Annotated in this window: 8 protein-coding genes; 4 read left to right on the top strand and 4 right to left on the bottom strand. The window is 72.1% G+C overall.

Annotation, left to right across the window (positions count from 1 at the left end; translation table 11 throughout):
* The 4 genes from AC5L3X_RS23800 to AC5L3X_RS23785 form a co-directional block, all read left to right on the top strand.
* Positions 1-1,680, top strand: a 1,680-nt coding sequence (locus tag AC5L3X_RS23800; RefSeq protein WP_494859691.1) for a glycoside hydrolase family 6 protein, incomplete at its 5' end; no start/stop codon positions are given.
* Positions 1,681-1,889: 209 nt separating this feature from the next.
* Positions 1,890-2,483 carry an RNA polymerase sigma factor gene (locus AC5L3X_RS23795; protein ID WP_494859704.1) on the top strand — a complete coding sequence of 198 codons (594 nt, stop codon included), beginning with the start codon at positions 1,890-1,892 and terminating at the stop codon, positions 2,481-2,483.
* A complete protein-coding gene (locus AC5L3X_RS23790; RefSeq protein WP_494859689.1) occupies positions 2,476-3,330 on the top strand; it encodes a CU044_5270 family protein in 855 nt (284 codons plus the stop codon). Before AC5L3X_RS23795 ends, AC5L3X_RS23790 begins: the two co-directional genes overlap by 8 nt.
* A gap of 145 nt (positions 3,331-3,475) precedes the next feature.
* Positions 3,476-5,134: a heparinase II/III domain-containing protein gene (locus AC5L3X_RS23785; protein WP_494859687.1), complete on the top strand. Its 1,659-nt coding sequence runs from the start codon at positions 3,476-3,478 to the stop codon at positions 5,132-5,134.
* Here AC5L3X_RS23785 and AC5L3X_RS23780 read toward each other — a convergent pair.
* The 4 genes from AC5L3X_RS23780 to AC5L3X_RS23765 all read right to left on the bottom strand — a co-directional run bounded on the left by AC5L3X_RS23780 (position 5,131) and on the right by AC5L3X_RS23765 (position 8,526).
* Positions 5,131-5,868, bottom strand: coding sequence for a maleylpyruvate isomerase family mycothiol-dependent enzyme (locus AC5L3X_RS23780; protein ID WP_494859685.1), 738 nt, complete (start codon positions 5,866-5,868; stop codon positions 5,131-5,133). The two genes, AC5L3X_RS23785 and AC5L3X_RS23780, sit on opposite strands and share 4 nt — an antisense overlap.
* 170 nt (positions 5,869-6,038) lie before the next feature.
* Positions 6,039-7,157, bottom strand: coding sequence for a magnesium and cobalt transport protein CorA (locus AC5L3X_RS23775; protein WP_494859683.1), 1,119 nt, complete (start codon positions 7,155-7,157; stop codon positions 6,039-6,041).
* A 9-nt stretch (positions 7,158-7,166) separates the two neighbouring features.
* Positions 7,167-7,634, bottom strand: coding sequence for a nuclear transport factor 2 family protein (locus tag AC5L3X_RS23770; RefSeq protein ID WP_494859681.1), 468 nt, complete (start codon positions 7,632-7,634; stop codon positions 7,167-7,169).
* A gap of 4 nt (positions 7,635-7,638) precedes the next feature.
* Positions 7,639-8,526, bottom strand: coding sequence for an amidohydrolase family protein (locus AC5L3X_RS23765; RefSeq protein WP_494859679.1), 888 nt, complete (start codon positions 8,524-8,526; stop codon positions 7,639-7,641).

The following is an 8,526-nucleotide window of genomic DNA, read 5'->3' as shown; positions in this document are numbered from 1 at the left end:
ATCGGCTTCAACGGCACCTACACCGGAACCAACACCAACCCCGCCACCTTCGCCATCAACGGCGTCACCTGCGGCGGATCAGGCCCCGGCCCCGACCCCGGCCAGCAGGCCCTGGTCGTCGCCCCCACCGCGCTGACCGTGCCCGAAGGCTCCAGCGCCACCTACTCGGTGCGGCTGCAGACCCAGCCCACGGCGAACGTCACCGTCACCTCCACGGCCGGCAGCGGCGACACCAGCCTCACCATCACCTCAGGCGCGTCGCTGACCTTCACCACCGCCAACTGGAACACCCCACAGAACGTCACCGTCGCCGCCGCCGAGGACAGTGACACCACCAACGGCAGCCGGCCCATCACCGTCGCCTCCACCGGCCTGACCAGCGTCACCGTCACCGCCACCGAAGCCGACAACGACACCGGCGGCGGCACCGGCCACGTGGACAACCCGTACGCGGGGGCCACCGGATACGTGAACGCCGACTGGTCGGCCAAGGCGGCAGCGGAGCCCGGCGGCTCGGCCGTCGCCAACATCTCGACCGGCGTGTGGATGGACCGCATCGCGGCCATCAACGGCACCCTGAGCGGCCGGGGCCTGCGCGCCCACCTGGACGCGGCCGTCACCCAGGACGCCGCCAACGGCAGCGCGCCGCTGACCATCCAGGTCGTCATCTACAACCTGCCCAACCGCGACTGCTCGGCCCTGGCCTCCAACGGCGAACTGCTCATCGCCCAGAACGGCCTCAACAGGTACAAGACCGAGTACATCGATCCGATCGCCGCCATCATGGCCGACCCCAAGTACGCCGCCCTGCGGATCGTCACCATCGTCGAGATCGACTCCCTGCCCAACCTGATCACCAACCTCGGCTTGGCCAAGTGCCAGGAGGCGCAGTCGTCCGGCGCGTACGTGCAGGGCGTCCAGTACGCGCTGAACAAGCTGCACGCGATCCCGAACGTCTACACCTACCTCGACGCCGCGCACCACGGCTGGATCGGCTGGTCCAGCAACTTCGGCCCGACCGCCGACCTGATCGCCTCGACCGCGCGCGGCACCACGGCCGGATACGCCAGCATCGACGGGTTCATCACCAACACGGCCAACTACTCGGCCCTGACCGAGCCGCACTTCTCCATCGGCACCACCGTCAACGGCACCTCGGTCCGGCAGTCGAGATGGCTCGACTGGAACGACTACGTCGACGAGCTGACCTTCGCCCAGGCGTTCCGGACGGCCCTGGTGTCCAAGGGCTTCCCGAACACCATCGGCATGCTGATCGACACCTCCCGCAACGGCTGGGGCGGCAGCGCCCGGCCCACCGGCCCCAGCACCTCGACCGACGTCAACACGTTCGTCGACCAGTCCCGCACCGACCGGCGGATCCACGCCGGCAACTGGTGCAACCAGAGCGGCGCCGGCCTCGGCGAGCGTCCGCGCGCCAACCCGGCGGCGGGCCTGGACGCCTACGTCTGGATCAAGCCTCCCGGCGAGTCTGACGGCTCCAGCACGGAGATCGCCAACGACGAGGGCAAGGGCTTCGACCGGATGTGCGACCCGACCTACACCGGCAACGATCGCAACGGCAACAACCTGACCGGTTCGCTGCCCAACGCGCCGCTGTCCGGCCACTGGTTCTCCGCCCAGTTCCGGCAGTTGCTGCAGAACGCCAACCCGCCGCTCTGACCTCCCGCCGAGCGCGTACGGCTCCAGCCCGATCCACGGGCTGGAGCCGTTGCGCGTAACCTGGCCGCGCGTTCCGCACGGAAGAACGCCCGGCCGCGTTCGTCCGGCGTGCTGCCGCCGTGAAAGCGATCCGGCCCATCGGGGGATAAGAGGTGTCCGCTGGTCGCGTCCGGAGGGGAGCACATGTCGGGGGAAGAATCGTGACGGCGATGTCATGGGCCGCCGGCCCGCTGGGGGAAGCCGTGTCCGCGCGGCGCTCGCTCGCCGACGACGAGGTGTTCGCCGAGGTGTTCGACGCCTACTTCGGCGAGATCCACGGGTACGTCGCCCAGCGGCTCGGCCCGGACAGCGCCGAGGATGTCGTCGCCGACGTGTTCCTCGTCGCGTTCCGCAGGCGCGCCGTCTACGACCCGGACCGCGCGAGCGTCCGGGCCTGGCTGTACGGGATCGCCACGAAGCTGGTCGGCAAGCATCGCCGCCTGGAGGCCCGCACGCTGCGGGCGCTCGGCCGGCACGGGCCGGACGCCGACGCGCCCGGCCCCGAGGACCGGGTCACGGTACGGGTCAGCGCGCAGAGCCTGCGGCCCGAGCTCGCGGCGGCCCTGGCCCAGCTCGACCAGCGCGACCGCGACGTCGTGCTGCTGGTCGCCCTGGCCGGGCTGAGTCACCAGGAGATCGGCACGGCGCTCGGCATCCCGTACGGCACCGTCGGGTCGCGGCTGAACCGCGCCAGGAAGAAACTGCGCGGCGCCCTGGGCGGCACCAATCCGATGCACGTCCTGGAGGAGGCCGACCGTGGATGACCTGCAGCGGATCCGCGACCTGTACGGCGAGCCGCGGCTCGATCCCGCGGCCAAGGTCAGAGTGCGTGAGCGGCTGGCGGCCGAACCTCGGCGCGTCATCCGCTGGCGCCTGTCCTGGACGGTGGCCGTCACCTGCCTCGCCGCGTCGGTGCTCGCGGTGGCGTTCACCCTGCCGTCGCACGATGGCCTGTCCGGACGGTCGATCCTGCTCGCGGCCGCCTCCACGGCCGCCTCAGACCCCACGGCCGGAGGAGCGTACTGGCACATCAGGAAACTGCGCCCGGGGACAGGGGTCACCGAGCTGTGGGTCGCCGGCGACGGCCGGGCCTGGCGCGGGCAGGGGGCGCCGGGTGAGCCGCTCACGGTCACCAGGGTGACCGGGAGGGCGCCCTTCAGCATGGCCGGGCGGGACCTGACCTTGGAGCAGATCCTGCGGCTGCCGTCCGACTCCGGCGCGCTGCGCGCGTGGGTGGCCGGGACGCTGCCCGCGAACTCCGGCGGCGGGGTCATGGCCGACGCGCTCAGCGGGCTGCTGTGGAGCAAGCCGTCCCCGCCCGGTGTCCGGGCCGCCGCCTACCGGCTGCTCGCCGACCTGCCGGACGTCCGTTACCTGGGTGGCCGTACCGACCAGCGGGGCCGGCCGGGCGAAGCGTTCGCCTTCACCCCCGCCCCGGGGGTGCGCCGGACCCTGATCATCGACCCGGTCAGCTCACAGGTCCTGTCCTGCGCCGACACCGGCCCGGACGGCACGACCGAAGGCCTCGAACTGGTCCTGGACGCCGGCTGGACCGACACGGCCCCACCCACCCCCACCCGTCACCGGCCCCCGGCGCCCCGGACGCCGTAACCGGCGAGGTGCGTGACCGCCCGTAGGCGCGGTCACGCCCGGATGCCCGATTCCCGCGCGCGTTCCGCGGCTGGAAGAGCCGCGACGCGCCTTCGTTCATCGCACCGCGCGTGGGTTTCGCGCGCCCGAAATCAGGAGCGCTGAGATGTTCTGGCGTAGCCGAACCGGCCGGGCCATCTGCCTGGCCGACCAGTTTCCCGTGGTCGACGTGCCGGAGGTGATGCGGGGCCGGGTCAGGTTCGCCGGCCTGCCGCCCGTGGACCTGGGCACGGACGTCGACTGGCGGTCGAACCCGCACGGGAACCGCTCGTGGGCGCTGAACCTGCACACGCTGCGCTGGGCGGGTCGGCTGGTCGCCGAGTACGAGCGGACCGGCGACCGGGACCTGCTCGACCGGGCCGCCGCGGTCACCCATGACTGGCTGCGCGAGAACCCCCGGGGCGGACCCGGCGTCAGCCCCTGGGCGTGGGCCGAGCACGCGGTCGCGCTGCGCGCCCCGGTGCTCGTCTGCCTCAGCGCGCACGTACGGACCGACCACCTGTGGGACGGCCTGGCCGAGCACGGCGAGGTCCTGGCCGATTCCGCGTTGTACCGGCAGGGCCACAACCACGGGCTGGACCAGGACATCGGGCTGCTGGTGGTCGGCTGCCGCCTGGGCCGGGACGGGTGGCGCAAGCTGGCGATCCGGCGGATGACCGCCTCGGCCGAGCTGTCCATCGACGCGCAGGGCGTGCTGCACGAACAGGCCCCGAGGTACGGCCTCTACGTCCACCGGCGACTGGGCGTGGCGCTGCGCGCGATCGAGGAGAGCGGCGCGCCGGTGCCCGCGCGGCTCACCGGCCGCCGCGCCTCGCTCGAGACGTACATCGCGCACGCGACCCAGCCCGACGGCCGTCTGGTGCCCATCGGGGACAGCCCGGCGGACACCCGCGCGCCCGCCTTCGCGACCGCCTCCGGGCAGGGCGAGCCGGTGGTGAAGGTGTTCGACGGCGGTTACGTCTTCGGCAGAACCTCCTGGGGCGACCCGCGCGCCGCCTACTACTCGATCAGGTTCGGGCCGGGACGGCGGTTGCACGGGCACGAGGACCATCTCGGCGTCACCTACCACGCGCACGGCCGGAACATCCTGGTCGAGGCCGGTTTTCACTCCTACGAGAAGACCGCCTACGCCGAGTGGACCCGCTCGCCCGAGGCGCACAACGTTCCGGTCGTGGTGGGTGCCGGGTTCCGGCCCGGCACGCCCACCCGCCTGACCGGCTCCACCCTGGGCCCTTCGCGGCAGACCTTCCGGCTCGCCGACGACGCCTACGGCGTGTGCCGGATCCGCGAGATCCTGGTCGAGCACGGGCCCGACCTGATGGCCGTGCTGGACTCGGTGCCCCCCGGGTCCGTGTCGCGCGGCCGCTGGCACTTCGACCCGTCGCTCCGGCCGGTCTCCCAGCGCGACGGCGTGGTGGTCCTCGGCGACGGCGACTGGCGCGTGACCCTCCTCCACCTCGCGCTCTCGTCAACCGGTCCGTCGACCGGCGGGCAGACGGTGGGCAGCAGCACCATCTCGACCGGGTATCTGCGGACGGCCGAGGCGGTGACCGTGTCGTCTCCGGAGGCGGCCCGGCTGCTGACCGTGATCGTGCCCGGAGCGGCGGACGCGCGGGTCTCGGTCGTGGACGGGGTGATCACCGTGCACACGCCCGGTGGGCCGGTCGCGCTCCCGTGGCCCGTTCAGGCGCCGTACGACCAGCCGGGGTGGGTGCGGGCGGGGAGGTCGCGGGTCCGACTCGCCGTCGGCGAACCGACGGTCTAGAGCCAGCGGCCGACGGGCGGCGCGGCCGGATCGGGCGCCGGGCCGCGCCCGGTGACCCAGGCCGCCAGCCGCGCGGCGGTCCCGTGTACCTCGCACGGGACGCCCGGCTCGTCCGGCGGGCCGGTGGGCGGCGGCACGCTCACCGCCCAGGAGCGCCGCCTGTCGTCCGGCCGGATCATCAGGCCGGGTCCCTGCCCGCGGCGTTCCCACAGCCCGGTCACGTCCGTGAGCAGCGCGTCCACGAAGTCGGGCGGGAAGTCCTCGAACCGGCCGCCCGAGTCCAGGTCCACCGCGTGCACCCACACCTCTCGGGCGCGCACCCAGATGATCTCCGACGCCGGCACCAGGCGGCCCTGCGCGGTGCGCACCCGCTCGGCCAGGTCGGACTCGCTCAGCGCGGCCAGATCCGACCGCAGCACGGTTGCCGTCCGCTCCGCCAGCTCGGTGAGCGCGCCCGGCGACAACCGGGCCAGCTCCTCGATCTCGGCTTCGCGCGCTCCGCCCCTGGCGTACATCGGGGTCTCCTCCCCCGTGTGCGCCCAGTGCACGAGCCTGCCCAGAGCGCGCGCGTTGGCGGCGACGTGCGCCACCAGGTGGCGGCCCGTCCAGCCCGGCAGCAGGCTCGGCCGGTCGAGGTCGCAGCCGCGCAGCCGGGCGGCGAAGTAGGAGGTGCCCTCGTCCAGCCAGCGCAGGCGGGCGGCCTCCCGAACGGCGGCGCGAGGCCGGTCAGGCACCGCGACGCCCAGTGCCGGCCGGCTCGCCGATCTCCACGGCCTGGTCGCCGTCCACCCGCGCGACGGCCGTACGACGGGGCAGGCGCGGAGTCACGACCTTCACGCGCGCTCCTCTCGATGAGCGTCCTGGGCTTTCCCCCTCTGACCTCCAGTAACCCACGACGCGGTCACTACAGCCAGTCGCGGCCCTTGAAGACCAGGTAGAGCACCAGGCAGACGACGGCCATGAGGACCATCGCGAACGGATAGCCGAACGTCCAGTGGGTCTCGGGCATGACGTCGAAGTTCATCCCGTAGATGGTGCCGACCAGCGTCGGCGCGAACAGGATGGCCGCCCAGGCGGAGATCTTCTTGACCTCCTCGCCCTGCCGGATGCTGGCCTCGGTCATCTTGGCCATCTCGGAGTTCTGCGCCTGGGTCACCAGCGTCGAGTTGACCAGCAGGATGTTCTGCAGCAGCTGGCGAAACCCGGCCAGCCGCTCGTTCACGGTGATGACGTGGTCGGCCACGTCGCGCAGGTAGCTCTGCAGCTCCTTGTCGACGCCGTACTTGTCGGCCCCGGCGATGAAGCCGTCGATCATCCGCGCCAGCGGCGCCGTGGCCCGCTGGAACTCGATCACCTCGCCCGACAGCTCGTAGACGCGCCGCGAGACGGCCGGGTCGCCGCCGAACACCTGCGCCTCGATCTCCTCGATGTCCTTCTGCAGCCCGGCCACCACCGGGGCGTAGCCGTCGACCACGGCGTCGAGGACGGCGTACAGCACGGCCTGCGGGCCCTGCCGCAGCAGCTCGGGGTCGGACTCCATGCGCTTGCGGACGGACTGCAGGTCGGGCGCCTCCGCGTGCCGTACGGTGAGCACGAAGTTGGGGCCGACGAAGACGTGCAGCTCGCCGAACGCGACCTGCTCGACGTCGTCGAGGTAGTCGGCGGCGCGCAGCACCACGAACAACGTGTCGCCGTAGCGGTCGTACTTCGGCCGCTGCGAGCCGACGACGGCGTCCTCCAGCGCCAGCTCGTGCAGCTCGAACTCCTCCGCGAGCTGTGTCAGCTCCCACTCCTGCGGCCGGTAGAGGCCGATCCAGGCGAGGCCGTCCGGCGTCTGCTTGAGGCGTTCGAAGGCGTCGGCGAGCGACCGGGGGGTGTCGACGCGCCTGCCGTCCTGGTAGATCGCGTTGTCGATGACGGTCGGCCGGCTGGGGGCCTCGTCGGTGGCGCGGGGGTCCATCGAGTGCTCGGGTGCTTTCTCACGGCTGGAGCCGCCTTGCCGGAAGCCCTTCGTCCGTGCCATACATCTCCTTTACGTTAACTTGTCGAGCTCGCGGGTCGCCCGGTCGCGGATGGTCTTGCGCCACATCGGTGTCCAGCCGAAGAGCAGGCCGTGCGGTCTGCCGAGCGCCATCCGGGACCACCGTTTGAAATCGAAGTCGTCGTGGTGACGGACGATCAGGCCGTCCTCGAACCTGAACAGCACGTCCACCTCGTTGACCACCTCGCGGCCCGTGCTCGAGAAGACGTAGTGGACAGTCCAGTGGGCGGTGCCGGTGCGGTCGTCGGCCGTCACGGCGTCGTAGTCGGACCGGAGACCGTCACGAACCCCGAGTTGCAGCCGCCACATCGCCATGACCCTGTCGCGACCCTCGACCTCCTGGAAGATCGGGTCGCCATAGCTCACCTCGGGGTGGTAGCAGCGCTCCATGGCCGCGTAGTCAGCGCGCCCCAGAGCTTCGTAGAAGGCGCCTATCAACGCCACGTGCCGATCGTTCACCCTCCTATGAGACCATGGCCGCGCCGTTGTGCCAGCAGACGGCCCTCACCCAGTCGTCCCCGAGATCGAGCCGCTCGAGCGCCCGCAACTGGTGCGCGTACGTGTGCGGAATCGTCGGGAAGTCACTGCCCAGCACCACCTTCCCCGCCAGCCCCAGATCGAACAGGGCGGGCCGCAACCGCTCCGGAAACGGCATGGCGCGCTCGGCGAAGTCGGTGAAGGCCATCGTGGTGTCCAGCGCCACCCGCTCGTAGCGGGCGGCCAGGTCGAAGAACGGGTCGTACTCCGGCATGCCGAGGTGTGCGATCACCACCCGCAGCCGGGGATGCCGGCGCAGCACCTCGCCGATCGGCTCCGGCCCGATGTGGCCTCCGGGCACCGGGACCGAGCTCGCGTGCACGATCACCGGCAGGCCCGACTCGGCCAGCAGCCCCCAGATCTCGTCGAGCTCGGCCGCCCTCGGATCAAACCCGCCCACCTGGAGGTGCACCTTGAAGATCCGCGCCCCGGCCGCCAGCGCCCGCCGCACGTAGCCGGCGGCTCCGGGCTCGGGGTAGAAGGTCGCCGACGGCAGGCAGCCCGGGGTGCGGCGGGCGAAGTCGAGGGTCCAGTCGTTCAGATCGGCGGCCATGTCCGGCCGGTGCGCGTAGGCGAGCGCGGGGAACGACCGCACGCCCAGCTCGCGCAGCCGGTCGACGCGCCGCCGCACCGGCCACTGGTACTCGATCTTCCAGCCGCCGCCCACGAGCGGGCCACCGTGCTCGAAGTGGTGCCAGACCCGGCGCTCCATCCGCTCGGGCAGGAAGTGCACGTGCAGGTCGATCAGCCCAGGCAGGCCCAGTGATCGCCACCACTCCGGAACCCCGGCGTCGGAATCGGATTCTGTGAGCAC

The sequence above is a fragment of the Nonomuraea sp. CX421 genome (genome assembly GCF_059358955.1).
The sequence above is the reverse complement of the archived record's forward strand: the minus strand, read 5'-3'. Positions and strand labels throughout refer to the sequence as shown.

Excerpts from the sequence above, each read along its gene's own strand:
- AC5L3X_RS23795 (WP_494859704.1), top strand. The coding sequence starts at position 1,890 with ATGTCATGGGCCGCCGGCCCGCTGGGGGAAGCCGTGTCCGCGCGGCGC.
- AC5L3X_RS23775 (WP_494859683.1), bottom strand. The coding sequence starts at position 7,157 with ATGGCACGGACGAAGGGCTTCCGGCAAGGCGGCTCCAGCCGTGAGAAA.
- AC5L3X_RS23785 (WP_494859687.1), top strand. The coding sequence starts at position 3,476 with ATGTTCTGGCGTAGCCGAACCGGCCGGGCCATCTGCCTGGCCGACCAG.